Source organism: Streptomyces sp. AP-93, assembly GCF_022808175.1.
Lineage (GTDB): Bacteria > Actinomycetota > Actinomycetes > Streptomycetales > Streptomycetaceae > Streptomyces.
Window position 1 is genome coordinate 1 of record NZ_JALGBX010000015.1, and the last position, 23,987, is coordinate 23,987.

Consider the following 23,987-nt stretch of genomic DNA (forward strand, 5'->3'; position numbering starts at 1 on the left):
GGTATCAACTTTTGGCGTTGATTTTTGGCACGCTGTTGAGTTCTCAAGGAACGGACGCTTCCTTTGTACTCACCCTCAGTAACAATTACTGGGGCTTTCCTCCGGGCTTTCGTTCTGTTCTTGCGTTTCCGACTCTATCAGACTCTCTCGTGTCCGATTCCCGGTCGAAGCGGGTTTCGCTTTCCAGTTCTTCGCTTTCGCGTTTCCCTTTCCTGCGATTCCAACTCTACCAGATCATTCCCATGTCGTTTCCGACTTGGATTTGAATTGGACGGCCATTGGAGAGCCATTCCCTTTCGGGCGAGCCAGACTTTATCAGGTTTCCCTGCTCTGGTATTCCCACCCGCCCGCATCAACATGGCCGGGCACACGTGTGTGCCGGGGTGCCGTGCGAGGTGGAGACGTAAACGTACTGGAGCGGGGCCCCCGGATGCAAATCCGGTTGCCCCGCTCCGGTGTGGTCGCTAGGGCGAGGATCAGACCTCGACGACGACCGGGAGGATCATGGGGCGGCGGCGGTAGCCGTCCGAGACCCACTTGCCCATCGTGCGGCGGATGAGCTGCTGGATCTGGTGCGGCTCGGCCACACCGTCCGCGGCGGCTCGGGCGATGGCTTCCTCGATCTTCGGCAGGACCGAGCTGAACGCCGAGTCCTCGATGCCGGAGCCGCGGGCCTGGATGTTCGGGCCGCTGACGATCTTGCCCGTGGTGCTGTCCACCACGACGTAGACCGAGATGATGCCCTCGTCACCGAGGATCTTGCGGTCCTTGAGGTGGGCTTCGGTGACGTCGCCGACCGAGAGGCCGTCCACGTAGACGTAGCCGGCCTGGACCTTGCCGGAGATGCGGGCCTTGCCGTCGATGAGGTCGACGACGACGCCGTCCTCGGCGATGACGATCCGGTCCTTCGGTACGCCCGTCAGGGCGCCGAGCTCGGCGTTCGCGCGCAGGTGGCGCCATTCGCCGTGGACCGGCATCAGGTTCCGCGGCTTGCAGATGTTGTAGAAGTACAGCAGCTCGCCGGCGGAGGCGTGGCCGGAGACGTGCACCTTGGCGTTGCCCTTGTGCACGACGTTGGCGCCCCACCGGGTCAGGCCGTTGATCACGCGGTAGACCGCGTTCTCGTTGCCCGGGATGAGCGACGAGGCCAGGATGACCGTGTCGCCCGGGACGATCCGGATCTGGTGGTCGCGGTTCGCCATGCGGGACAGGGCCGCCATCGGCTCGCCCTGCGAACCCGTGCAGACCAGGACGACCTCGTGGGCCGGCAGGTCGTCGAGGGTCTTGACGTCCACGACCAGGCCGGCCGGGACCTTCAGGTAGCCCAGGTCACGGGCGATGCCCATGTTGCGGACCATCGAACGGCCGACGAAGGCGACCCTGCGGCCGTACTCGTGTGCGGCGTCGAGGATCTGCTGGATGCGGTGCACGTGGCTCGCGAAGCTCGCCACGATGATCCGGTTGTTGGCGTTGGCGAACACCGTGCGCAGGACGCCCGAGATCTCGCGCTCGGGCGGGACGAAGCCCGGGACCTCGGCGTTCGTCGAGTCCGAGAGGAGAAGGTCGATGCCTTCTTCGCTCAGGCGCGCGAAGGCGTGCAGGTCGGTGAGGCGGTTGTCCAGCGGGAGCTGGTCCATCTTGAAGTCACCGGTGCACACGACCATGCCGGCGCCGGTGCGGATGGCCACGGCCAGGGCGTCCGGGATGGAGTGGTTGACCGCGATGAACTCGCAGTCGAAGGGGCCGAGGTTCTCGCGCTCGCCTTCCTTCACCTCGAGGGTGTAGGGGCGGATGCGGTGCTCCTGGAGCTTGGCCTCGATGAGCGCCAGCGTCAGCTTGGAGCCGATCAGCGGGATGTCCGGCTTCTCCCGGAGGAGGTAGGGGACGGCGCCGATGTGGTCTTCGTGGCCGTGCGTGAGGACGATGCCCTCGATGTCGTCGAGCCGGTCCCTGATGGACGAGAAGTCCGGCAGGATCAGGTCGATGCCCGGCTGCTCCTCTTCGGGGAACAGGACGCCGCAGTCGACGATGAGCAGGCGGCCGTCGAACTCGAAGACGGTCATGTTGCGGCCGATCTCACCGAGCCCGCCCAGGGGGGTGACCCGAAGGCCGCCCTTGGGGAGCTTCGGCGGCGGACCGAGTTCAGGATGCGGATGGCTCAAAAGGTTCTCCTTCACCACGCGCGGCCACGTACCCGTCGAGGCACGTGGCGCGCATGTCATTCGTGCACTTGCTGTCGTCTTGTGTGGTTCTGCTTATTCAGTTGTGAAGTCTGATGTCAGAGCTGTACCCCGCCGGCGGCAAGATCGATCTTGAGCTGCGCCGTCTCTTCGGCGGTCAGCTCGACCAGCGGGAGCCGCAGCGGGCCCGCGGGCAGGCCCTGCAGGTTCAGCGCGCCCTTGGTGGTGATCACACCCTGGGTGCGGAACATGCCGGTGAAGACGGGGAGCAGCTTCTGGTGGATCTCGGTGGCCTTCTGGACGTCGCCGCCCAGGTGGGCCTCGAGCATCTCGCGGAGCTCGGGGGAAACCACGTGACCGACCACGGAGACGAAGCCGACCGCGCCGACCGCCAGGAGCGGCAGGTTCAGCATGTCGTCACCGGAGTACCAGGCCAGGCCGCTCTGCGCGATGGCCCAGCTGGCGCGTCCGAGGTCGCCCTTGGCGTCCTTGTTGGCAACGATACGGGGGTGCTCGGCCAGCCGGACGAGTGTTTCCGTATTGATCGGGACACCACTGCGGCCGGGGATGTCGTAGAGCATCACCGGGAGCTCGGTGGCGTCGGCGATCGCCGTGAAGTGCCGGAAAAGGCCCTCCTGCGGCGGCTTGCTGTAGTACGGGGTGACCGCGAGCAGGCCGTGGGCGCCGGTGCGCTCGGCCTGACGGGCCAGCTCGAGGGTGTGACGGGTGTCATTGGTGCCGATGCCGGCGACCACGTGGGCCCGGTCTCCGACCGCTTCGAGTACGGCTCGTACGAGGTCGTTTTTCTCCGCGTCAGTGGTGGTCGGCGACTCACCGGTGGTGCCGTTGATGATCAGGCCGTCGTTGCCTGCGTCCACCAAGTGGACGGCGAGCTGCTGCGCGCCATCGAGGTCAAGTGCGCCATCCGCCGTAAACGGCGTGATCATGGCGGTGAGGACCCGCCCGAAGGGGGTCTGCGGAGTCGAGATCGGAGCCATGGGTAACACGCTACTCGCTGCCATGCTCGCGGTGTCCCCTCGGGGGACGTGATGAGGGTGTTGGAGCCCGGCACTGCCTGCTCGGGGGTTCAAGCAGTGCCGGGTCCGTTTGATCAGCCTAGATGAACTTTACGAAACGTGGCAATACGGACACTTCGGACTTGTCTCGTACATCCGTACGGAACCGGCCGCTCCGCCCGTACGGGGCACCGCGGCCGACCGCGGGAAGGCTGACGCAGCGCCATAAAATTTGGTTAATGTCCCGAAAACCGGCACCGATCGGGCCTTTCGCACGTCCTACCGGGTAGAACGCCCGCCCATCCTGCCCCCACCGCCCCAGGGCCCTGACCGTGAGGAGAGTCGTTCCCCATGTTCCGCCGGCGCGAACCCGTCCCGTTCGCCTTCGTCGCCGAGGCCGACCGATTCCGCAGCAACGTCACTCCACCGCCGCGCGAGAGTCTGAGCAAGACCCAGATCGCCGCCCGTAGTCTGGTCGGACTGACCGTCGTGGCGGGGCTCGTCGGATCGCTGCTCTTCGGCATCCCGGCACTGCAGCCGAGCCACGCACCGGCGAAGTCGCAGCAGTCGGAGGCATCCGAGGGGCGGTAGCCTCACGGGCACAGCCCAACCGAACGTGCATGTGAGTGAGGTCCTGCCGTGCCCCTGCCCTTTTTGACGGCCGACGGCGCATTCGACGCGCACGACACCGGGGAAACGCTCCCCTACGAAGACCCCGACCGCTGGCGTCGCCCCTACCGTCCGGGGCCCTGGCGGGTTGCCATCGCCGCGGTGCTGCTGCTGCTCGGCTCGTTCATGCTGTTCGCCACGGTGATCATCGTGGCCGCCGGCACCTGGGCCGGCGCCCTGGGCGGTCTGCTCGCCTCGCTGGCCGTGGTCGGCTCCGCCCTGCGGCTGCTGCGCACGGGCGTCTGGGTGAGCCCCAAGGGGCTGCGTGTGGCGGGGTTCTTCACCACCCGCTCGATCCCCTGGAACCAGGTCGGCGAGGTCCGCACGGTGCAGCAGCCCGTGCGCTGGCTCGGGCTGCCGAGGACCGTGCAGGGCCAGGCCCTGACGGTGGCCGCGCGCGGTGGCGTCGAACTGCCGGTACTGCTGACCGACCACAGCGCCGATTTCCTGTCGCGGACCGAGGCCTTCGACCGGGCCGCCGGCGCGGTCGAGGCCTGGGCCGACGAGTACCGGGCCGTGCCGGCCTGAGGACGCCCGCCCGGGCGCCCCTGAGCGGGCGTCACGCGCACCGGAAGCCCGTACAGGCTCAGGCTTGTACGGGCTTTCCGTCATGCAGGGAGATGGCCCGCTGCATGGCCTTGCGGGCCCGCGGGGTGTCGCGGGCGTCGTGGTAGGCGATGGCGAGGCGGAACCAGCTGCGCCAGTCCCCCGGCGCGTCCTGCGTCTCCGCCCTGCGGCGCGCGAAGACCTCGTCGGCCGAGTCCCGCAGGATCCGGCCGTACTTGTCCCGCTCCAGCTCGTCGACGGGCAGCCCGCCCTCGGCCTCCAGCTCGGCTCCGAGCTGGTTGGCCCTGGTGACGAACTGGGTGTTCTTCCAGAGGAACCAGACGCCGATGACCGGCAGGATCAGCACGGCCACCCCGAAGGTGACGGTGAGCCAGGTCCCGTGCCGGATCAGCATCAGGCCCCTGCTGCCGACCAGGACGAAGTACACGACCAGGACCGCGGCCGTGATGAAGTAGAGGATCTTCGCGCGCATGGGTGCCGCCGCCTGCTCGTCAGCCGAGTTCGAGGAAGTTTTCCAGGCCGAAGGTGAGGCCCGGGGTCTGCGTCACGCGGCGCGCGCCGAGCAGGATGCCCGGCATGAAGCTGCTGTGGTGCAGGGAGTCGTGACGGATGGTCAGGGTCTCGCCCTCGCCGCCGAGGAGCACCTCCTGGTGGGCCAGCAGGCCGCGGAGGCGGATCGCGTGCACCGGGACGCCGTCGACGTCCGCGCCGCGCGCGCCGTCGAGCCCGGTGGCGGTGGCGTCGGGCTGCGCGCCGAGGCCGGCCTCGGCGCGGGCGGCCGCGATGAGCTGCGCCGTACGGGTCGCCGTGCCGGAGGGGGCGTCGACCTTGTTCGGGTGGTGCAGTTCGACGACCTCGACGGACTCGAAGTACCGGGCGGCCTGCGCGGCGAACTTCATCGTGAGGACCGCGCCGATGGAGAAGTTCGGGGCGATGAGCACGCCGGTCGCCGGGGAAGCGGCGAGCCAGGTGTTCAGCCGGCCGAGGCGGTCCTCGGTCCAGCCGGTGGTGCCGACCACTCCGTGGATGCCGTGGCGGACGAGGAACTCCAGGTTCTCCATCACCGAGGCGGGGGTGGTCAGCTCGACCGCGACCTGGGCGCCGGCCTCGGCCAGCGTCTCCAGCTTGTCTCCGCGGCCGAGGGCGGCCACCAGTTCCATGTCCTCGGCGGCCTCGACGGCCTTGACCGCCTCGGAGCCGATGCGGCCCTGGGCGCCGAGAACTGCCACGCGCAGCTTGCTCATGTCATTCCTTAAAGTGCGTACGGGCCCGGGCCCTGTCCCGGGGCCCGGGCGACGTGCTCCTGAGAGTGGCCTGGCTAGGCGACGGCCTCGTCGAGACGGGCCGCCTGCTTCTCCTTCAGCGGGCCGATCACCGCGAGCGAGGGCCGCTGCGCCAGGACGTCCTGCGCGACCGAGCGCACTTCGTCCGGAGTGACGGCCGCGATCCGGGCCAGCAGGTCGTCGACCGACATCTGGTCGCCCCAGCACAGCTCGCTCTTGCCGATGCGGTTCATGATCGCGCCGGTGTCCTCCAGGCCGAGGACGGTGGAGCCGGACAGCTGGCCGACGGCCCGCCGGATCTCCTCGTCGGTGAGCCCGTCGGAGGCGACCTTGTCGAGCTCGTCCCGGCAGATCCGCAGTACGTCGTGGACCTGGCTGGGGCGGCAGCCCGCGTAGACGCCGAAGAGGCCGGTGTCGGCGAAGCCCGAGGTGTACGAGTACACGCTGTAGGCCAGGCCGCGCTTCTCGCGGACCTCCTGGAAGAGGCGGGAGGACATGCCGCCGCCGAGCGCGGTGTTCAATACGCCGAGCGCCCAGCGGCGCTCGTCGGTGCGGGCCAGCGCCGGCATGCCGAGGACCACGTGGGCCTGCTCGGTCTTGCGGTTGACCAGCTCGACGCGGCCGGAGGCGCGGATCCGCTTGGTGCCGGAGCGCGGACCGACCGGCTCGGCGTCCGTACGGGTCAGGGCGCCGGCCTTCTCGAAGGCCGCGCGGACCTGGCGTACGACCTTGTTGTGGTCGACGTTGCCCGCGGCCGCCACGACCAGGTGGGTGGGGTCGTAGTGCTTCTTGTAGAAGCGGCGGATCCGGTCGGCGGTGAGCGCGTTGATCGTGTCGACGGTGCCGAGGACGGGGCGCCCGAGCGGGGTGTCCCCGTACATGGTCTGGGCGAACAGGTCGTGGACCATGTCGCCCGGGTCGTCCTCGGTCATCGCGATCTCTTCGAGGATGACTCCGCGCTCGGCGTCGACATCGGATTCGAGGATCAGCGAGCCGGTGAGCATGTCGCACACGACGTCGATGGCCAGCGGCAGGTCGGTGTCGAGCACCCGCGCGTAATAGCAGGTGTACTCCTTCGCCGTGAAGGCGTTCATCTCGCCGCCGACCGCGTCGATCGCGGAGGAGATGTCGAGGGCACTGCGCTTCTCTGTGCCCTTGAAGAGGAGGTGCTCCAGGTAGTGCGTGGCGCCGTTCAGAGAAGGCGTCTCGTCCCGGGAGCCGACGTGCGCCCAGATCCCGAAGGTGGCGGAGCGGACGGACGGCAGGGTCTCGGTGACGACGCGCAGTCCGCCGGGGAGGACCGTGCGGCGGACGGTGCCGATGCCGCCTGCGCCCTTGAGCAGTGTTTGGGTACGGGCGACGGCCCGCCCCTCCGAAGAGGGGCGGGCCGTCACACGGGAACTACGCGACGTCACTTGTCGGAGTCGTCCTTGTCAGCGTCGTCGCCGGCGGCCTCGCCGTCGATCACGGGGACCAGGGAGAGCTTGCCGCGGGAGTCGATCTCGGCGATCTCGACCTGGACCTTGGTGCCGACCGCGAGCACGTCCTCGACGTTCTCCACGCGCTTGCCACCGGCGAGCTTGCGGATCTGCGAGATGTGCAGCAGGCCGTCCTTGCCGGGCATGAGGGAGACGAAGGCACCGAAGGTGGTGGTCTTGACGACCGTACCCAGGTACCGCTCGCCGACCTCCGGCATGGTCGGGTTGGCGATCTGGTTGATCGTGGCGCGGGCGGCCTCGGCGGCCGGACCGTCGGCGGCACCGATGTAGATGGTGCCGTCGTCCTCGATCGTGATCTCGGCGCCGGTGTCCTCCTGGATCTGGTTGATCATCTTGCCCTTGGGCCCGATGACCTCACCGATCTTGTCCACCGGGATCTTGACGGTGATGATCCGGGGGGCGAACGGGGACATGGCGTCCGGCGTGTCGATCGCTTCCATCATCACGTCGAGGATGTGGAGGCGGGCGTCGCGGGCCTGCTTGAGGGCGGCGGCCAGAACCGAGGCCGGGATGCCGTCGAGCTTGGTGTCCAGCTGGAGCGCGGTGACGAACTCCTTGGTGCCGGCGACCTTGAAGTCCATGTCGCCGAAGGCGTCCTCCGCACCGAGGATGTCGGTGAGGGCGACGTAGTGGGTCTTGCCGTCGATCTCCTGCGAGATCAGGCCCATGGCGATACCGGCGACGGGGGCCTTGAGGGGCACACCGGCGTTCAGCAGCGACATGGTGGAGGCGCAGACCGAGCCCATGGACGTCGAGCCGTTGGAGCCGAGAGCCTCGGACACCTGGCGGATCGCGTAGGGGAACTCCTCGCGCGTCGGGAGGACGGGCACGATCGCGCGCTCGGCGAGCGCGCCGTGGCCGATCTCGCGGCGCTTCGGCGAACCGACGCGGCCGGTCTCGCCGACCGAATACGGCGGGAAGTTGTAGTTGTGCATGTAGCGCTTGCGGGTCACCGGGGAAAGGGTGTCCAGCTGCTGCTCCATACGGAGCATGTTGAGGGTGGTGACGCCCAGGATCTGGGTCTCGCCACGCTCGAACAGCGCCGAGCCATGCACGCGCGGGATGGCCTCGACCTCGGCGGCGAGGGTACGGATGTCCGTGATCCCGCGGCCGTCGATGCGGACCTTGTCCTTGATGACGCGCTCGCGGACCAGGGCCTTGGTCAGGCTGCGGTACGCGGCGGAGATCTCCTTCTCGCGGCCTTCGAAGGCCGGGAGGAGCTTCTCGGCGGCGATCTCCTTGACGCGGTCCAGCTCGGCCTCGCGGTCCTGCTTGGCCGCGATGGTCAGCGCCTGGGAGAGCTCGCCCTTGACCGCGGCCGAGAGGGCCTCGTAGACGTCGTCCTGGTAGTCCAGGAAGACCGGGAACTCGCCCTCGGGCTTGGCGGCCTTGGCGGCCAGGTCTGCCTGGGCCTTGCAGAGGACCTTGATGAAGGGCTTCGAGGCGTCGAGGCCGGCGGCCACGACCTCCTCGGTCGGCGCCTCGGCGCCGCCCTTGACCAGGGCGATGGTCTTCTCGGTGGCCTCGGCCTCGACCATCATGATCGCGACGTCGCCGTCCTCGAGCACGCGGCCCGCGACGACCATGTCGAAGACGGCGTCCTCGAGCTCGGTGTGCGTCGGGAAGGCGACCCACTGGCCGCGGATCAGCGCGACGCGGACGCCGCCGATCGGGCCGGAGAAGGGCAGGCCGGCCAGCTGGGTGGACGCGGAGGCGGCGTTGATCGCCACGACGTCGTACAGGTGGTCGGGGTTGAGCGCCATGATCGTCGCGACGACCTGGATCTCGTTGCGCAGGCCCTTCTTGAAGGACGGGCGCAGCGGGCGGTCGATCAGGCGGCAGGTGAGGATCGCGTCCTCGGAGGGGCGGCCCTCGCGGCGGAAGAACGAGCCGGGGATCTTGCCGGCCGCGTACTGCCGCTCCTCGACGTCCACCGTCAGGGGGAAGAAGTCGAGCTGGTCCTTGGGCTTCTTCGACGCGGTGGTGGCGGAAAGCACCATCGTGTCGTCGTCCAGGTAGGCAACGGCGGAGCCGGCGGCCTGGCGGGCCAGACGGCCCGTCTCGAAGCGGATGGTGCGGGTGCCGAAGGAACCGTTGTCAATGACGGCCTCGGCGTAGTGGGTCTCGTTCTCCACTAGCGTTTTCTCCATTTTCGTCGTCTCCGTCCGCCACCCGTGTGGTGGTGGACGGTTGCGGAGAAGCGCTCCTTGCGTGCGGGCCGGTCTTCGATCGAAGCAGCCGGGCGAAGCCACGTGCGGGCTTTCCGGATGCCACTACCGAGGACCGGCGGCGTAGGGAGGGCGCTCCTCCTCTTCAGTTGTGCACGTCTTTCGACGTGGACGCTTCCAGACTACAAAGCGTCCGGTACGTCGCGCACGTACAGCAAAGGGAGCGGCCCCCTCAATGTGGGAACCGCTCCCTTCACAGCGTCTTTACTTGGCGCCGGCCGCACCGCGGCGGATGCCGAGGCGCTCGACCAGCGTACGGAAGCGCTGGATGTCCTTCTTGGCCAGGTACTGCAGCAGGCGGCGACGCTGGCCGACCAGGATCAGCAGACCACGACGGGAGTGGTGGTCGTGCTTGTGGGACTTCAGGTGCTCGGTCAGGTCCGAGATGCGGCGGGACAGCATCGCGACCTGGACCTCGGGGGAGCCGGTGTCGCCCTCCTTGGCACCAAACTCTGCGATGAGCTGCTTCTTGACTGCGGCGTCGAGCGGCACGCGTACTCCTTGTAATAGGTCTTCATAGCCGCCGAGTGCCCCAGGTCGAATTCTCTGGGGATCTTCCGTAACTCGGGAGGCGGGGTCCGTTGAGCGCAGCCTCCGGAATCTTCCGGGGGCGCGTACACAAACGGCCGTCACACAGCGTACCAGGCTGCCGCAGGCCCCTGTCTCAGTTGGTGAGAGCGCGGGCCCGGGCGTAGACGTCGAGCACCGCAAGGGTCAGCGGGACAAGGCTGAGCAGGACCGCCGCCTCGGTGAGGTCGAGCAGCCGCCCCCAGAAGGGTGACAGACCCTTGCGGGGAATGACCAGCGCAATTCCGACGAGGAGGGCCGCGCCGGCGGCTACGGCGGCGGAGAGCCAGAGCGTACGGATCTCCAGGCCGCTGTGGTCTCCGTAGAGGGCGAGCTCCTTGAGCAGGGCGGCCGGCGGGTGGATGGCGAGGCCCAGGACGAGCAGGCCGAGGGCGGCGAAGCCCGCCACCAGGGTGCAGGCGACCTGGGAGGTATAGCGGAAGAGCCGGGCGCGCAGCAGCATGGCGAGCCCGGTGGCCAGGGCCAGGAGCCGGGCCCAGGTGTTGTCCGAGAAGCCGAGGACGGCCGCGGAGCCGACGGCGACGGCCGCGCAGCCGCCGACGAGGCCGAGGAGCATCTCGTGGCCGCGGCGGGCCTGGGCGGCGATGGCCTCGGCGTCGAGCGGGGCTCCGGCGTCGTGCCCGTCGGTGGCGGAGCGCTCACCGTACGGCTCGGTGTCGTAGCGGTCCGGGGTCTCGTACTCGGCGGTGGCGCTCTGCGGGGCGGCGTAGCCGATGGGGAGCCGGGCGAAGCGGGCGGAGAAGCCGGGGAGGAAGGCGACGAGGCCGATGGCGGCGGGGGCGCAGACGGCCGCGGCGGAGGTCGCGCCCGCGTCGGCGGTGATGGCGGCGAACGTGGCCAGGGTCCCGGTGGCGGCGAGGAAGGTGGTCGCGACGAAGGGTGCGTCGCCGTCGGGGGTGAGGGCGACGAGGGCGACGGAGGCGACGAGCACGCAGACGCAGCCGAGGAGGAACTGGAGACGGCCGGGGCCCTGGCCCGCGGCGGGGGCGATGATGCCGGAGCCGGCGAGCAGCAGGTGCGGTACGGCGGCGAGGCCGAGGGCGACGGCGGAGCCGCGGTCGCGGTAGACCCGGGCGCGGACCCCCGCGGCGGCGGTGAGGAGCAGGCCGACGGAGCCGGCGATGATGCCGGGCAGTCCGTGCATGTCGTGCAGGACGGGGTCGGCGTACCAGAGGACGAAGCCGAGCAGGACGAAGAGGACGGCGGCGCCGGTCAGGCCCGCGCCGCGCAGCATGTCGTCGCTCCATCGCTGGCGGTCGCGCACCACGGCGGCGGCGACGGCGTCGGAGACGTCGTCGAAGACGGCGGGCGGCAGGGATTCGGCGAAGGGGCGCAGGCTCAGCACTTCGCCGTCCAGGACCTGCTGGGCCGCGAGGGTGCGGGCGCCGTCGAGGACGGTGCCGGAGCGCAGGACCAGGTGGAAGCCGGTGGGTGCGCCGACGGGCTGCGTCTGGCCGGTGAGGCGCAGCAGCTCGGGGTAGATGTCGGCGACGGCGATGTCCTCGGGGAGGGCGACGTCTATGCGGCTGTCGGGAGCCACGACGGTGACCCTGCGGAAGCCGGTCGCCTCGGCGGTGTTCACCTGATGCCCCCCGGTGGGTGTGTGCGTTGGTGTGCGTGGGTGCGCCGGCGGCGGTGGTCCGCCCGCCGGTGCGCAGCCGGTTCGCGGATGCGCATGCCGCGCGCGCCACCCTACCGGGAGTGCTGATGACTGTCGGCAAGTAGGATCACCCCTCTGCGAAGGAGATCCCCTTCGCGCCCGGGACTTGAGGGCGCCGGTTGCGACGTCCCGTCTGTTTTCGAGGGATTGATGCTCCGGTGAGCCAGATCGTCGTCAAACGTCCGCCCCGGTCGCTGCCGCCCGAAGTCCCTTCGGACGAACTGAGGCTCGAGGCACCGCCGGAACTCCCGCGGGGGCAGCAGGAGGGCGTGCTGATGCAGCTCCTCCCGATGCTCGGGATGGGCTCGTCCGCCGTCTTCTTCTTCATGCCGGGTGCCGCGCCGTTCATGCGCATCATGGGCGTGCTGATGATGGTGTCGACGGTGGGCATGCTCGTGGCCCAGTTGGTGCGGCACCGGCGCGGTACGCAGGGGCAGATGGCCGACATCCGGCGGGACTACCTCAAGTACCTGGCTCAGACCCGCCGTCAGGTACGCAGGACCGCGCGGGCCCAGCGTGACGCGCAGCTGTACCTGCACCCGGCTCCGGAGCAGTTGTGGTCGGTGGTCGCCGAGGGTTCGCGGCTGTGGGAGCGCCGGGTCGGCGACGCGGACTTCGGGCAGGCCCGGCTGGGGCTGGGCGCGCAGCGCCTGGCGACCCCGCTGGTGGCTCCGGACACGGCGCCGGTGGACGAGCTGGAGCCGCTGGCGGCGGGCGCCATGCAGCGGTTCCTGCGGGTGCACTCCTCGCTGGACGGGCTGCCGATGGCGGTGTCGTTGCGGGCGTTCTACCACGTGACGGTCTCCGGGGAGCCCGAGTCGGCGCGGGGCACCGCGCGGGCGCTGGTGGCGCAACTGGCGACGCTGCACTCCCCCGAGGACCTGATGGTGGCCGTGGTGGCGGCGCCGGGCGCGGTCGCGGAGTGGGACTGGGTGAAGTGGCTGCCGCACACCCAGGTTCCGGGTCAGATCGACGGGGCCGGCACGAAGCGGCTGTTCGGCGACGACATCGGTGAGCTGGAGGGGCTGCTCGGTTCCCGGCTGGAGGGGCGGCCCCGGTTCAGCCGGGAGGGCTCCCCGGTGCTGGACCAGCCGCACGTGGTCCTCGTACTGGACTCGGGTTCCCGCGGGGGTCTGGTGCCGCCGGACTCGGTGTTCGCGGCGGCCGAGGGTCTGCAGGGGGTCACCGTCGTCGAGGTGGTGGCGGGCGAGCTGGACGAGGCGCGCGGCGGGCTGTCGGTCGTGGTGCGGCCGGGCCGGCTGCGGCTGGAGTCGGGTGCGGGCTTCGCCTACGAGGGTCTGCCGGACACCCTGTCGCTGCCGGCGGCCGAGGCGCTGGCGCGGCAGCTGGCGCCGCTGCGGACGGGCGGCGGGGACGAGGACGAGCCGCTGCTCGCCAATCTGGACTTCACCGACCTGCTGAACCTGGGCGACGCGGCCGCCGTGGACGTGGCCCGGACCTGGCGGCCGCGCTCCGCCGGCGAGCGGCTGCGCGTGCCGATCGGGGTCGGCGAGGACGGCTCCCCGGTGATGCTGGACCTGAAGGAGGCCGCGCAGGAGGGCATGGGCCCGCACGGGCTGTGCGTGGGCGCGACCGGTTCGGGCAAGTCGGAGCTGCTGCGCACGCTGGTGCTGGGGCTGGCCGTCACGCACACCTCGGAGACGCTGAACTTCGTACTCGCCGACTTCAAGGGCGGTGCGACCTTCACCGGGATGGGGCAGATGCCGCACGTCGCGGCGGTCATCACCAACCTGGCGGACGACCTGACGCTCGTGGACCGCATGGGCGACTCGATCCGCGGCGAGCTGCAGCGCCGGCAGGAGCTGCTGCGTTCGGCGGGCAACTACGCGAACATCCACGACTACGAGAAGGCCCGCGCGGCGGGTGCTCCGCTGGAGCCGCTGGCCTCGCTGGTGCTGGTCATCGACGAGTTCTCCGAACTGCTGACCGCGAAGCCGGACTTCATCGACATGTTCATCCAGATCGGCCGCATCGGCCGGTCGCTGGGCGTGCACCTGCTGCTGGCCTCGCAGCGGCTGGAGGAGGGCAAGCTGCGCGGGCTGGACACGTACCTGTCGTACCGGATCGGTCTGCGGACCTTCTCGGCGGCGGAGTCGCGGACCGCGATCGGCGTGCCGGACGCCTACCACCTGCCGTCGGTGCCCGGTTCGGGCTACCTGAAGTTCGGTACGGACGAGATGACGCGCTTCAAGGCGGCGTACGTCTCGGGCACCTACCGCTCGGGCGGGCCGGACCTGTCGGTCGGGCTGTTCCCGGTGGAGCGGCGGCCGGTGCTGTTCACGGCGGCGCCGGTGCCGGTGGTGTACGCGGCTCCGGACCCGGCGTACCTGTCGGCGCGGGCGGCGGAGGCCGAGCGTGCCGCGCAGGGCGACGACGCGCTGGCGGACACGGTGCTGGACGTGATCGTGGGACGGCTGGAGGGGCAGGGGGTGCCGGCGCACCAGGTGTGGCTGCCGCCGCTGGACCAGGCTCCGCCGCTGGACCAGCTGCTGCCGGCGCTGGCGCCGAGCGCGGAGCGGGGGCTGCACGCGGAGGGGTACACGCGGCCGGGCGGGCTGGTCGTGCCGCTCGGGCTCATCGACAAGCCGTTCGAGCAGCGGCGCGAGGTGCTGTACCGGGACTTCTCGGGTGCGGCGGGCCACATGATGGTGGTCGGCGGTCCGCAGTCGGGCAAGTCCACGCTGATGCGGACGCTGATCTCCTCGTTCGCGCTGACGCACACCCCGCGCGAGGTGCAGTTCTACGGGCTGGACTTCGGCGGCGGCGGTCTGTCCTCGCTGGCCGAACTGCCGCACGTGGGCGGGATCGCGTCCCGGCTGGACCCGGAGCGGGTGCGGCGCACGGTCGCGGAGGTGGCCGGGGTGCTGCGCCGGCGCGAGGAGTTCTTCCGCGCGAACGGCATCGACTCGATCGGCACCTACCGGCGCCGGCGGGCCGCGGGCGAGCTGCCCGGGGAGGCCTGGGGCGACGTGTTCCTGGTCGTCGACGGCTGGGGCGGCTTCCGGGGCGAGTACGAGGCCCTGGAGCAGGTCGTCACGGACATCGCGTCCCGCGGGCTGGGATACGGCATCCACGTGGTGGTCACGGTCGCCCGGTACATGGAGGTCCGGGCCGCGCTGAAGGACCAGATCCTCAGTCGGCTGGAGCTGCGCCTCGGCGATGTCATGGACTCCGAGTTCGACCGCAAGGTGGCGGCGAACGTGCCGACGGGGATGCCGGGCCGCGGCCAGGTCGCGGAGAAGCTGCACTTCCTGGGCGCGCTGCCGCGGGTCGACGGCTCGCACGCGGCGGAGGACCTGTCGGAGGCCACGGCCGCCTTCGTGGACGCCGTGAAGCAGAACTGGACGGGCCAGGCGGCCCCCGGCGTGCGGCTGCTGCCTCGGCTGCTCCACGCCGACCAGCTTCCCAAGGGCGCGGAGTACCCGGAGCGCGGGATCGCGATCGGCATCGACGAGACCGAGCTGGAGCCGGTGTTCGTCGACTTCGAGACCGACCCCTTCCTCCTCGTGTTCGGCGAGAGCGAGTCGGGCAAGACCAACCTGCTGCGGCTGATCGCGCAGCGGATCGCGGAGCGCTACGGCCCGGACCGGGCCCGGCTGGTGGTCGGCGACTACCGGCGCAGCCTGCTCGGCGCGCTGCCGGAGGAGCACCTGCTGGAGTACGCGCCGATGGCGAGCTCCCTGCAGATGCACATGGAGGCGCTGGCCGGGGTGTTCGCCCGCCGGCAGCCCCCGCAGGACGTCACTCCGCAGCAGTTGCGCGACCGCAGCTGGTGGACGGGCCCGGACGTGTTCATCATCATCGACGACTTCGACCTGGTGGCCACGAGTCAGGGCAATCCGCTGACGCAGCTGGTGGAGTTCCTGCCGTTCGCCCGGGACACGGGCGTGCGCTTCGTGATCGCGCGCAGCTCGGCGGGTGCCTCGCGCGCGCTGTACGAGCCGTTCATGCAGCGGATCAAGGAGCTGGGCGCGCAGGGCGTGGTGCTGTCCGGTGATCCGTCCGAGGGCGATCTGGTCGGCAATGTGCGGCCGCGCCCCATGCCTCCGGGCCGGGCCTCCTTCGTCTCGCGCAAGCGCGGGACCTCGCTGATCCAGATCGGGCGGATGCCGGGGCTGTAGGTGCCGGGGCCGCGGTACCGGAGGGTTCCGGAAAGCCTCCCGCGCGGGGCCGGTCACCCTCGATAATCGGCAGGGATCGCACCACCGAAGGAGAGGCCGCGCATGGGCACTCAGCAGGAGAAGGACGAGCTGTACGGGCTCGACATCAGCGGCGTCGAGTGGGAGGGCCCGCCCGGCACCTCTCCCGACGAGGAGCGGGTCGAGATCGCCAGGCTGCCCGAGGGGGCGGTGGCGATGCGGTCCTCGCTGGACCGGGACACGGTGCTGCGCTACACCGCGGCCGAGTGGGAGGCGTTCGTACTCGGGGCCAGGGACGGGGAGTTCGATCTCGACCGGGGTCCGCGCTAGGGCCGGGCCGCGCTAGGGCCGGGCCGCGCTGGGGCCCGTACGGCCCCCGCCCCCGCGGACGGAGGAAGGGGCGCGCCCGGTGCGGGCGCGCCCCTTCCTCCGTGTCGCCGTGTTCGGCGGTGCTTCGCCGTCTTCGGCGGTGCTTCGCGCTGCCGCGGGCCTAGTAGGCCTCGGTGAACAGGCGCGAGGCCTTCACGTCGGTGGCGCGGTAGTCGTTCTTGCCGCGCTCGATGAGGTCCGCGACGAGGCGCAGCTGGGCGCGCATGTGGTCGGCCTTGCCGTTGTACTTGCGCTGCAGCTCGACGTACTGGGCGTGCGCCTCGCCGTCCCAGGTGTCGGTGACGACCGTCAGGGCCGCACCCATCTCGTCGAGGTCCTTCTTGATGTTGTCCGAGACGATGCGGATGCGGTCCGCCATCCCCTGGAGGCTCTCGTACTGGACCTTGGTGTGCCCGTCGTTCGCGGTCATGCTCTTCTCCTTCGCACGGGGCTGGGCAGGTGGGTGGGGAAGCGGGTCAGATGCCGTTCAGGGCGGAGGTGTTGCCACCGCCGCTGGAGGCCTTGACCGTCTGGAACGCCGAGACCACGTCATCGTCCTGCGCGTTGCTCAGGTTCTTGGTCTGCCCGACCGCGTTGTGCAGGACGCCGAGCAGCCGGCGGATCGCGTCGTGGTCCTCGTTGACGACCGTCTGCGCGGAGGTGAACCCCGACGCACCCACACCGGTCCAGCCCGCGCTGACGGTGGCGAGGATGTCCGCCAGCTCCCGGGACTGCCGGGTGACGCTGTCGGCGGTCTCCGAAATCTTGTTCAGTGCCTGCTTTACCGGGTCATCAGCGAGTCCGAAATTGTTGGTCATCCGAAGCTCCTCATCTCTCAATTCGCCAGACAGAACCGGCGGATCGCGCGGCGGAGCGGTACTACGAGAGGGCGGTTTTCAGCCACGCGCCCCCGGATCCCCCTCCGCTTCACGCACAATCCCCGATCACAGTCGTGAAGCCTCCGAACACTGTAGTCAGTTGATCGGCACGACCCAACACAGCCCTTTGGGATCTGTTGATGAACCGTGACCGTTCACTGCAAACGGCGCCTGCGGTTCCGGGCATCCCGGACCACCGTCGCGGTCCCGGCGATCACGGCGATGAGCACGCCGCCGATCCCCAGCGCGTACGTGCCGAGCCGCTCGTCACGTTCGCGCGCCGTCTCGCTCGTGTGCATCACGGCCGGCTCCGGGGCCGCCGCGCGGGGCGGTCCGGGGTCCGGTACGGGGGCCTTGGGGGGCTCGGCCCCCAAGGCGGACTGGGTGAGCGCGCGGACCGGGTCGACCACGCCCCAGCCCACGTAGTCGTCGTGGCCGTTGACGGAGCGCTCGGCGGTGTTCTGGAGCTGCCAGATCACCTCCTGCGCGGTCCACTGCGGATGCTTGGCGCGCAGCAGGGCGGCGACCCCGGCGACGTAGGGGGCGGAGAAGCTGGTGCCGTTGTCCACGCACTGGCCGAAGCCGGGGACGGTGGAGACCATGTCGACGCCGGGCGCCGCGATCCCGACGAAGGAGCCGGGCTGGGAGAAGGCGGCGCGCTCGTTGTTGCGGTCCGAGGAGCCCACGGCCAGGACACCGGGGAAGGACGCCGGGTAGGTGCGGCGCTTCTTGCCGGTCAGACCGTCGTTGCCCGCCGAGGCGACGACGACCACGTTGGCCTCCACGGCCTTCTTGACGGCCTGGCCGAGCTTGGAGTCCTGGGTCATCGGGATCTCGGTGTCCTGCGAGATGTTGATGACCTGGGCACCCTTGGCCACGGCGTGCGTGATGGCCTCGCTCAGGGTCAGGGCGTTGCCGTTGCCCTGCCCGTCGTTCTGCCGGATGGGGATGATCGTGGCCTCGGGGGCGAGCCCGACGAAGCCGGTACCGGGCTGGGGGCGGGCCGCGATCAGCCCGGCGACCTTGGTGCCGTGTCCGACGGTGTCCGCGGTGCCGTCGCCCTTGGCGTCGAGGAAGTCGCGGCCGGCCCCGATGTCGAGGGCGTCGCTGAGCTGCGGGTTGACCCGGTCGACGCCGGTGTCGATGACGGCCACGCGGACGCTCTTGCCGTCCTTGGAGCGGCCCTTGGTCTGTGCCCAGAGCTCGTCCAGCAGCAGCCGCTGGAGCGCCCAGGGGCGGTCCTCTATCTGCTTCTTCATCGGGAAGGTGCACTCGCCGGCGCCCGCGAGGCGCAGCGGGTACGAGGGCTCGCGCGGGCTCTCGTACGAGGGCTGCGGCGCCGCGCCCAGGGTGAGGGCGGCGGCGGCCAGCAGGGCGGCGAGGGTGGGCTTCCCCGTTGCGCTCTGCATTACGAACCCTGGGGCTGGCGGGCGGAGTTGCTGTCGAGGCGGGGTCCCTTGGAGAGGAACTCCGACCACGCGATGGGCACCGTCACCGGGACCACGTCCGCGTATCCGAGCCGGGCCTGGGCCTGGCTCGGCGCGGGGCGGCCGTCGGAGGTGGCCGGCCCGCTCTGGCCGGGGCTCGCGCCCGGTCCGGGAGAGGGCTGGGCCGCGTCGCTGTCGCCGTTGGCCTGGACGGCGTACCGCAGGCCGGTGTCGGTGACCAGGAAGAGCGCGCCGCCCGCGGTGGTCTGGCGGCCCTGCGCCTGGGTGTAGAGCAGGCCGGTGCCGGGGGTGACGTAGGCGCTCGTGCCGCTGGCGGTGATGTCGACGGGGAATCCGGTGCCGGCCCAGGTGCTCAGCGTCTGGCCGCCCTGGGCGTCGACCGAGCGCAGCACGCTGCAGACGGTGTCGCGGCGGCCGTCCGTACCGGCGGAGGAGGCTCCGGCGCGGACCTCGTTGATCCGGTCGGTCTTCTTCTGCGGCCATTTCGCGTTGCCCTTGAAGGGGGTGCGGTCCGGGTTGATGGACTGGAGGTCCACCTCGTGGGGCTTGCCGTGCATGTCGAGCCGGTCGGTCGCGGGCGAGGAGATCATCAGCCAGGCCGTGAAGTCGGAGACGGGCACGACCTTGCCGGGCAGCACCAGGTAGTGCTGCGCGCCGGAACCGGTCACGGCCTTCAGGACCATGCCGACCTTGTCGTCCTTGCTGGACAGCCCCTTGACCCCGGCGGCCGTCCCGGCCTTGCCCGGCAGTTCGGGGAAGGCCAGGTCGTCGCCGGAGCCGAGGGTGGCCAGCCACTCCTCGGTGACCGGCTGTGGGACGGCGCTGCCGCCGACGAGGGCGTTGGTCATCGTGCGCGCGTCCGCGGTGCCCTCGGGGAACTTGTACTTCACGCCCGCCGCGTCGACGAGGTAGCGGGCCCTGCCCTGGCCAGTGCTCTGGACGTACAGAGCCTGGGAGTCGGAGAGCCGGCGCCGGTCGTCCATCAGCTTCGCCTCGCGGTCGGCCAGGACGAAGGCGGCCGTCTGCACGCCCTTGCCGTTGCCGCCGGGCTGCTGGCAGACCGCCCAGCGCTTGGCCTTCCCCGCGTCCGCCGGGGCGGGCAGCCGGTCGGGGGCGTACGGGATGCCGATGATGGGACCGCGCGGCAGCTTGCCCGCGTCCAGCACCTTGTCCGCGACCTGGACGACCTTGGCCTTGTTCGGGTCGAGCAACAGCCGTGCGGAGGCGAGGTTGAGCACCGGGTGCAGCCGCGTCTGGTCCTTGCCGTCGACCTTGGTGGTCAGGACGACGTAACGGGTCGTCGACTGCTTGCCGACGATGACGTGGTCACCGGGTTTGTCCCACCCCTTGGGGGCCGTCGGCTTGAACATCCCCCAGGCTCCGAAGGCCGCGAGGACGAGCGCCGCGGTGATCACACCGGGCAGGACGGCGCGCAGCGGTCGCGGTGCGCCCTCCTCGGACCCGCTCGCGGAAGGCTGAAGGAACGCGGCCACCGTGCGTCGCTTCGCAAAGGTGTACGCGTTGAGCTCGTCACGTCGTGAGGCCATGGCCGCCTGATTCTCCCCGCACGGCCCGGTCGGTGGGTACGGTCGCCGGGCCTCTGTTGTCCGACCGGCCACCTACTATGCCTCTTGACGGAGGGTGGGTGGGGGCCGGGTAGGGTGAGGCAGCCGCTCCACGCCTTCCGGGCCGGGGGAAACAGGGGTGTTGGAGCGGATTGGGGAGATTCCGGGGGCGAGCGGCCGGCTGTCGCGCGTGCTGCCGGGGCTCAGGGGTACGAACCCCGGAAAGGTGAGGTGCGCGAGTGATGGCCACTGCCGTGAGGCCGCGGACCGGGGCGCCCGCACCCGAGCGCGCCGGAGTGACGCCGCATCCGAAGTCCGGTCCGGGCCGTTTCGGGCCGTTCCGATTGCAACAACTCGTACTCCTCCAGGTCGCCGCGGCCGCACTGTTGGCGGCCTGGGTGGTGGAGCCGCTGCTGCTGGCGCCGGCCGGTGTGCTCGCCCTGGTCCTCGTCCTGCTCGCGGTCGTACGCAGGCACCGGCGCTCGCTGCCCGAGTGGATCGGCGGCGCGCTGGCGCTGCGCGCACGCCGCCGCCGGGCCGCCGCCACGGCCGTGCCGGCCGGCACGGAGCCGGGGCTGGCCCCGCTCGTCGAGGCCGATCCGGCGTTGCGAACGCTCACGTTCAGCGAGCGGGAGCGGGACCGTGACCGGCGGCCCGTCGGGATGGTCGGCGACGGCACCTTCCTGACCGCGGTGGTCCAGGTCGACATGGACGCCACCGCGCTGCGGCCCGACCGGGCGGCGCGGCCGCTGCCGCTGGCCCTCGTACGGGACGTCCTCGAAGTGGACGGCATCCGGCTGGAGTCGGCGCAGCTCGTGCAGCACACCCAGCCGGCGCCCGCGCCGCACCTGCCCGCCCAGTCGATGGCCACGCGCAACTACGCCCCGCTCCAGGCCCTGACCGGGAGCCCTGCGGTGCGCCTCACGTGGATCGCGCTGAAGCTGGATCCCGAGCTGTGCCCCGACGCGGTCACCGCGCGCGGGGGCGGGCTGCCGGGGGCGCAGCGGTGTCTGGTGCGGGTCGCGGACCAGTTGGCGAGCAGGCTCGCGGGGGCCGGGTTCCGCGCGACGGTGCTCACGGAGCAGGAGCTGACGGGCGCGCTGGCCACCTCCTCGTGCGCGAACCCGATGGCGATCACCCAGGCGGGGCGGTCGGCGGCCACGGGACGGCGTACCGAGGAGACCTCGCGGACCTGGCGGTGCGACGACCGGCGGCACACCACGTACTGGATCAGCCGCTGGCCCCAGTTGGGCGGGAGCGGGGCCGGACTGCCGCAGTTCGTCGCGCTGTTGACCTCGCTGCCGGCGCTGGCGACGAACTTCAGCCTGACGATGACCCCGGCCGCGCGGCACGAGGTCGCGCTGACCGGACACGTACGGGTCACCGGGCGCAGTGACGAGGAACTGGTCACCGCACGGCGCGGACTGGAACAGACGGCCCGGGGAGTCAAGGCCGGGCTGGTGCGGCTGGACCGGGAGCAGGTGCCGGGACTGCTGGCGTCGCTGCCGCTGGGAGGAGCGCGATGAGGGGCTCTCGATCGGGAACGAGGTCGGGAACGGGCTCGGTGCGGGGCGGCTTCGGGCTGGTCGGCCCGCGCCGGGAGCGGCACGTGGTGCAGGCGGCGGAGCTGGACGCGCTCGCCCTGCCGGTCGGGGACGACGGGGTCGTCATCGGCGTGGACTCCGCGGGCCGCCCGGCGGTCCTCGGCGTCAACCGGCCGACACCGTACGAGGTCACGCTGATCGGCGGCCTGTGGACGGCGCAGGTCCTGGCCCTGCGGGCGGCCGCCACGGGCGCGCGGGTGACGGTGGAGACCGGGCGCGGCCAGGTGTGGTCCGGCCTGGCACAGGCCGCGGGCGGCGGCCAGCAGTGCGTGACCCTGCACGACGTGGGCCGGGTGCCGCCGCAGGGCGCGTCGGCGGGCAGTCCGGTCCTGGTGATCCGCGACTGCGGCATGCGACCGCCGCGGGGCCGGGTGGCGGCGGGACCCTGGCAGTCGGTCCTGACCCTGCTCCCGTACCTGAGCCCGGCGGCCCCCCGACTGGTGAACAACGCCTCCCTCGTCGGCATCCAGCGGGTCTCCCCGGACGAGGCGGAGCAACTCGGCCGCCTGATGCGGCTGCCCGCGGCGGCGGTGGAGCCGCTGCCGACGCTGGGCGACGGGGTCACGCTGTGGTGCACCGAGCGGGACCGGCAGTTCGTGATGACGCAGCCGACGGACGGCGAGACGGGCCTGCTGGGTCCGGCGCGGCGCATCGACTGAGCCGGGGACGGGCGGGCCCCTGACCGGGGCGGATCCCGGGTGCGGAGCCCGGGGTGCCAGGCGCCGGCCGGCGGAGCCCGGGGTGGTGGAGTGCCCGCCGGCGGAGCAAGGGGTGGTGGAGTGCCTGCCACGGAGCCTGGGGTGTCGGGGTGTCGGCCACAGGAGCCCGGGGGCCGTGATGTTCAGCCTCACGGGGGACCCTGGGTCGTGGGGTGGACACTCGGGAGGTACCGGTTCGAGGGATCGTGGCTCGGGGATGCCGGTTGGGCGGATCTGCGCGTGCGGGGCACTCGGGACTTCCACCGGCCGTCCACGGGCCGGCGGGCCGGAGCAGGAGGTCCGGGCACCGGTGGCCGTGACGAGCGGACCGGAAACGGGCAGAGCATGCACGACCGTGGAGCCGACCTGCCGACGGGCCGGGAACGAGCCGGTCACTGCCCAGCAGGCGAGAGCCGCCAGTTCGCTGAACGGCAGGCAGGGAACCGGCCGTTCGGTGCATGGCAGGCAGGGAACCAGCCGTTCAGTGCATGGCAGGCAGGGAACCGGCCGCTCAGTGCATGGCAGCCCGAGAAGCGGCAGCTCCTGAACCGACAGACGGGGACCGGCGGTTCGGTGAACCAGCAGGCAAGGAACCGGCGGTTTGGTGAACCAGCAGGCCAGAACGAGTGAGCTGGGAACCGGGAGATCGGGAGCGGGCAAGCCCGGGGCGGCCACGCGGGAACCGTCCGACGGGGGCGGTGAGCGGGGAACCGGCAGGGCCTGCTCAGACGTGCCGCCAACCGGCCGGCTCGGAACGGGCAGGCCGGGAAACGGCAGCCCGGACCGGGAAACTCCTTACGGGGTAGCCGCGTACCAGCAGACCCGGACGCGCGGGCCGGCGTCGGCGAACGGAACCGAGTCGGCCGGGAACCAGCGGACCGGCACGGGCAAACCGGTGGTCGGTGGACCGGACGGGGTGGGCCGGGAACCAGTGGAGCAGGTACGGGTGTGGCCGTGACCGACAGGCCCCTAACCCGGCAAGCCCGGTGGGCGGGCCAGGAAGTGGCAGGGCCGATCCGATCGAGCCGGGGCAAGAGCGGGCAGCCCCGATCCGGCAGGACCGGAACAGACAATGCCGGGAGGGGCGGACCAGGAACCGGCAGGGGTGCCTCCAGCCCGTCCGGCGCTTGAGGACCGGGTCCGGGCGAAGCCTGGCTGGGTTCCCCCCGGACGGAGTCTGGGGGATGGTGGAAGGGCGCGTAGGGGACTTCGCCCGCAGGGTCTCCACCGCCCGCCCACGCGAGCAGCGCACCGGACACCGGCGGGCCGAGCCAAGCCGAGCAAGCCCGGGCCCTACGGGTCAAGCGCGGGCAAGCCCCGAACCCGTAGGCGGAACAGGCAGCACGGGGGGGGCGGGTTGCAGCATTGCCTACAAGGTCGCGCCGGCAAAGTAGGGGCGATTGGGGACCCGCAGGGCGGGAACGGGTGAGTAGGGACCGGCGCTCACGCCCTGGCGGCCCAGAAAGCGCGGTGCGCGGCGGGCAGACCGGGACCACGGCGGCCGTGGCGGTGTGGCAGGCCGGAGGGGGCGGGATTGGCCGGGGGCCCGGCCGTATGGGCAGGATGGAGGCGGCC

General features: G+C 71.2%; 19 protein-coding genes. 7 read left to right on the forward strand and 12 right to left on the reverse strand.

From position 1 onward, the window contains the following. The coding region (locus MTF69_RS23805) for a hypothetical protein (RefSeq protein WP_243337479.1) at nucleotides 1–266 on the forward strand (266 nt) is incomplete at its 5' end. 210 nt (nucleotides 267–476) lie between these two features. On the opposite strand, the gene MTF69_RS23810 is transcribed toward MTF69_RS23805, so the two are convergent. Next, on the reverse strand, nucleotides 477–2,162 hold the full coding sequence (locus tag MTF69_RS23810) for a ribonuclease J (RefSeq protein ID WP_243337480.1): 1,686 nt from the start codon (nucleotides 2,160–2,162) through the stop codon (nucleotides 477–479). Between the two features lie 116 nt (nucleotides 2,163–2,278). Beyond that, nucleotides 2,279–3,178 (reverse strand): 4-hydroxy-tetrahydrodipicolinate synthase, encoded by a 900-nt coding sequence (gene dapA / locus MTF69_RS23815; RefSeq protein WP_243337484.1) that lies wholly within the window; start codon nucleotides 3,176–3,178, stop codon nucleotides 2,279–2,281. A 369-nt stretch (nucleotides 3,179–3,547) separates the two neighbouring features. On the opposite strand from dapA, the gene MTF69_RS23820 reads away from it, so the two are divergent. Next, nucleotides 3,548–3,787 (forward strand): hypothetical protein, encoded by a 240-nt coding sequence (locus MTF69_RS23820; RefSeq protein WP_243337485.1) that lies wholly within the window; start codon nucleotides 3,548–3,550, stop codon nucleotides 3,785–3,787. Between the two features lie 48 nt (nucleotides 3,788–3,835). Beyond that, on the forward strand, nucleotides 3,836–4,393 hold the full coding sequence (locus tag MTF69_RS23825) for a PH domain-containing protein (RefSeq protein WP_243337486.1): 558 nt from the start codon (nucleotides 3,836–3,838) through the stop codon (nucleotides 4,391–4,393). Nucleotides 4,394–4,451: 58 nt separating this feature from the next. Here the strand turns inward: MTF69_RS23825 and MTF69_RS23830 are convergent, their stop codons facing one another. The 6 genes from MTF69_RS23830 to eccD form a co-directional block, all read right to left on the reverse strand. Next, a complete protein-coding gene (locus MTF69_RS23830; RefSeq protein ID WP_243337495.1) occupies nucleotides 4,452–4,904 on the reverse strand; it encodes a hypothetical protein in 453 nt (150 codons plus the stop codon). A 19-nt stretch (nucleotides 4,905–4,923) separates the two neighbouring features. After that, on the reverse strand, nucleotides 4,924–5,676 hold the full coding sequence (gene dapB / locus MTF69_RS23835; protein ID WP_243337505.1) for a 4-hydroxy-tetrahydrodipicolinate reductase: 753 nt from the start codon (nucleotides 5,674–5,676) through the stop codon (nucleotides 4,924–4,926). A 74-nt stretch (nucleotides 5,677–5,750) separates the two neighbouring features. Continuing rightward, the gene (locus tag MTF69_RS23840; RefSeq protein WP_243337506.1) at nucleotides 5,751–7,130 is read right to left on the reverse strand and encodes a pitrilysin family protein; all 1,380 of its coding nucleotides are present in this window, start codon (nucleotides 7,128–7,130) and stop codon (nucleotides 5,751–5,753) included. Then, nucleotides 7,127–9,349, reverse strand: coding sequence for a polyribonucleotide nucleotidyltransferase (locus MTF69_RS23845; RefSeq protein ID WP_243337828.1), 2,223 nt, complete (start codon nucleotides 9,347–9,349; stop codon nucleotides 7,127–7,129). The genes MTF69_RS23840 and MTF69_RS23845 overlap by 4 nt, the downstream gene beginning before the upstream one ends. A 297-nt stretch (nucleotides 9,350–9,646) precedes the next feature. Continuing rightward, nucleotides 9,647–9,934 carry a 30S ribosomal protein S15 gene (gene rpsO, locus MTF69_RS23850; protein WP_243337509.1) on the reverse strand — a complete coding sequence of 96 codons (288 nt, stop codon included), beginning with the start codon at nucleotides 9,932–9,934 and terminating at the stop codon, nucleotides 9,647–9,649. 172 nt (nucleotides 9,935–10,106) lie between these two features. Next, nucleotides 10,107–11,612 (reverse strand): type VII secretion integral membrane protein EccD, encoded by a 1,506-nt coding sequence (gene eccD, locus MTF69_RS23855; RefSeq protein ID WP_243337511.1) that lies wholly within the window; start codon nucleotides 11,610–11,612, stop codon nucleotides 10,107–10,109. Between the two features lie 236 nt (nucleotides 11,613–11,848). On the opposite strand from eccD, the gene eccCa reads away from it, so the two are divergent. Both eccCa and MTF69_RS23865 read left to right on the forward strand, forming a co-directional pair. Beyond that, a complete protein-coding gene (eccCa, locus tag MTF69_RS23860; RefSeq protein ID WP_243337513.1) occupies nucleotides 11,849–15,832 on the forward strand; it encodes a type VII secretion protein EccCa in 3,984 nt (1,327 codons plus the stop codon). Between the two features lie 102 nt (nucleotides 15,833–15,934). Continuing rightward, nucleotides 15,935–16,180, forward strand: a complete 246-nt coding sequence (locus MTF69_RS23865; RefSeq protein WP_243337515.1) for a DUF397 domain-containing protein — start codon at nucleotides 15,935–15,937, stop codon at nucleotides 16,178–16,180. Nucleotides 16,181–16,340: 160 nt separating this feature from the next. Here MTF69_RS23865 and MTF69_RS23870 read toward each other — a convergent pair whose 3' ends face one another. The 4 genes from MTF69_RS23870 to eccB form a co-directional block, all read right to left on the reverse strand. Continuing rightward, nucleotides 16,341–16,649 (reverse strand): WXG100 family type VII secretion target, encoded by a 309-nt coding sequence (locus MTF69_RS23870; protein WP_243337517.1) that lies wholly within the window; start codon nucleotides 16,647–16,649, stop codon nucleotides 16,341–16,343. Between the two features lie 46 nt (nucleotides 16,650–16,695). After that, the gene (locus MTF69_RS23875; protein ID WP_243337518.1) at nucleotides 16,696–17,037 is read right to left on the reverse strand and encodes a hypothetical protein; all 342 of its coding nucleotides are present in this window, start codon (nucleotides 17,035–17,037) and stop codon (nucleotides 16,696–16,698) included. A gap of 215 nt (nucleotides 17,038–17,252) precedes the next feature. Then, entirely contained in the window at nucleotides 17,253–18,506 is a 1,254-nt protein-coding gene (mycP, locus tag MTF69_RS23880) for a type VII secretion-associated serine protease mycosin (protein WP_243337525.1), read from the reverse strand. After that, the gene (eccB, locus tag MTF69_RS23885; protein WP_243337528.1) at nucleotides 18,506–20,092 is read right to left on the reverse strand and encodes a type VII secretion protein EccB; all 1,587 of its coding nucleotides are present in this window, start codon (nucleotides 20,090–20,092) and stop codon (nucleotides 18,506–18,508) included. The genes mycP and eccB overlap by 1 nt, the downstream gene beginning before the upstream one ends. Nucleotides 20,093–20,352: 260 nt before the next feature. Here eccB and eccE point away from each other — a divergent pair, with 260 nt between their 5' ends. Both eccE and MTF69_RS23895 read left to right on the forward strand, forming a co-directional pair. Then, nucleotides 20,353–21,636, forward strand: a complete 1,284-nt coding sequence (gene eccE, locus MTF69_RS23890) for a type VII secretion protein EccE (RefSeq protein WP_243337529.1) — start codon at nucleotides 20,353–20,355, stop codon at nucleotides 21,634–21,636. Then, the gene (locus tag MTF69_RS23895) at nucleotides 21,633–22,373 is read left to right on the forward strand and encodes a hypothetical protein (protein WP_243337531.1); all 741 of its coding nucleotides are present in this window, start codon (nucleotides 21,633–21,635) and stop codon (nucleotides 22,371–22,373) included. Before eccE ends, MTF69_RS23895 begins: the two co-directional genes overlap by 4 nt. Nucleotides 22,374–23,987 lie beyond the last annotated feature (1,614 nt).